The sequence below is a fragment of the Zavarzinia sp. genome (assembly GCF_049306435.1).
Taxonomy (GTDB): Bacteria; Pseudomonadota; Alphaproteobacteria; order Zavarziniales; family Zavarziniaceae; genus Zavarzinia.
In genome coordinates, this window is record NZ_JBAQRT010000377.1 from 1 (window position 1) to 1,779 (window position 1,779).

Consider the following 1,779-nt stretch of genomic DNA (forward strand, 5'->3'; position numbering starts at 1 on the left):
GGGCGGCTCCGCTCCTCCTCGATCACCGGGGCCGCGACGGCCTCGATTTCGTCCGGGGCGGCTTCGGTCTTGGCCTTGCCACGACCCTTGGTGAGCTTCACGCTCTTCACCGTGGCGGACGGCTTGCCGCGGCCACGCTTGTGCGCCTTGGCTTCCGAATCCGACAGCAGTTCGCAAGGGGTGATGCCCTCGACGTTCAGGCGCGGGATCGGCTGCTTGATCAGCTCTTCGATCGCCTTGACGAACTTGGTGTCATAGGGGCTGGCCAGCGTGTAGGACTTGCCTTCACGGCCGGCGCGGCCGGTACGACCGATGCGGTGGACGTAATCCTCGGCATGGATCGGCACGTCGAAATTGAAGACATGGCTGATCTCGGCGACGTCGAGGCCGCGGGCGGCGACATCGGAGGCGACGAGGATCGGCACTTCACCGGCGCGGAAGCGCTCCAGCACGGCGTTGCGCTCGCTCTGCGCCATGTCGCCATGAAGGGCGGCGGCGTTGAAGCCGTGCTTGACCAGCGACTTGCCGACGATGTCGACATCGCGCTTGCGGTTGCAGAAGATGATGGCGTTGCGCACGGTTTCCGAGCGCAACAGGCTGCGCAGGGCTTCGCGCTTGTCCATCTCGTCGACGACCGCGATGGCCTGGATGATCGTGGTCGCGGTCGAGGAGGCCCGGGCGACGGAGATTTCAACCGGATCGGTCAGGAACTTGTCGGCGAGACGCTTCACTTCCGGCAGCATGGTCGCCGAGAAGAACAGCGTCTGGCGGTTGCCCGGCAGCAGGCTGCAGATCCGCTCGAGATCGGGAATGAAGCCCATGTCCAGCATGCGGTCGGCTTCGTCGACCACGAGGACCTTGATGCCCTGCATCATGATGCGGCCACGCTCGTAGTGATCGAGCAGGCGGCCGGGGGTGGCGATCAGCACGTCGACGCCGCGGTCGAGCTTCTTGGTCTGGTCATCCATCGAGGTGCCGCCGATCAGCAGCGCCATCGAGAGCTTGTGGTACTTGCCGTATTTCTCGAAATTCTCGGCGACCTGGGCGGCCAGTTCGCGGGTCGGCTCCAGGATCAGGGAGCGGGGCATACGGGCCTTGGGGCGCCCGGCGGCCAGAATGTCGATCATCGGCAGGGTGAAGGAGGCCGTCTTGCCGGTGCCGGTCTGGGCCGTGCCCAGAACGTCCCGTCCTTGCAGCACCTGGGGGATGGCCTGGGCCTGAATCGGCGTGGGCTCGGAATATCCGGCCTCGGACACCGCCTTCAGCACCTCGGCGCTGAGGCCCAGTTGTTCAAAACTCATTGACCCGTTATCCGCTTCTCGTGTGCGGCAGCCGCCCGACCATCGGACATGCCCGGCCGTTTCCGGCCTTGTTTCGCTGCATTGCACAATATCCAGCACGGGCGACGATAGCCGATTGAGCCGTCAAGTCAACCGCCGGGCAGGCAGGCCGGCCATGCGCGCGGCCATATGTTGCAGGTCCGCCGCGCCCCTCAGGGCAGTGACGGAACCTCGCGCGGCAGGGTCAGGGGCAGGATTTCGACCAGCGCCTGACCGATGATTTCGCCGTAAGCCGGGTCCGCGAGCGAGGTCGGGGCCGGACCCGAGACCATGGCGGTGGAAACCAGGCGCCGGCCCTGGCACAGCGAGGCGAGGACCGAGAAGGTGGCGCCGCCGGCATCCGGCGAGTCCGCGTTCGCGGCGAGGACGGCGGCCGGCGCGCAGGCATAGGCCTGTGCCAGCGGGGCCTTCGGGTGAAAGATCAGGACGACGCGGGTGC

General features: G+C 66.7%; 2 protein-coding genes. Both read right to left on the reverse strand.

Translation table 11 applies throughout. The features are described 5' to 3' along the window. Nucleotides 1–1,301, reverse strand: a 1,301-nt coding sequence (locus WAZ62_RS21470) for a DEAD/DEAH box helicase (protein ID WP_422645573.1), incomplete at its 3' end; no start/stop codon positions are given. Between the two features lie 191 nt (nucleotides 1,302–1,492). After that, nucleotides 1,493–1,779 (reverse strand): hypothetical protein (locus WAZ62_RS21475; protein ID WP_422645574.1); only part of this gene is annotated, 287 nt, incomplete at its 5' end.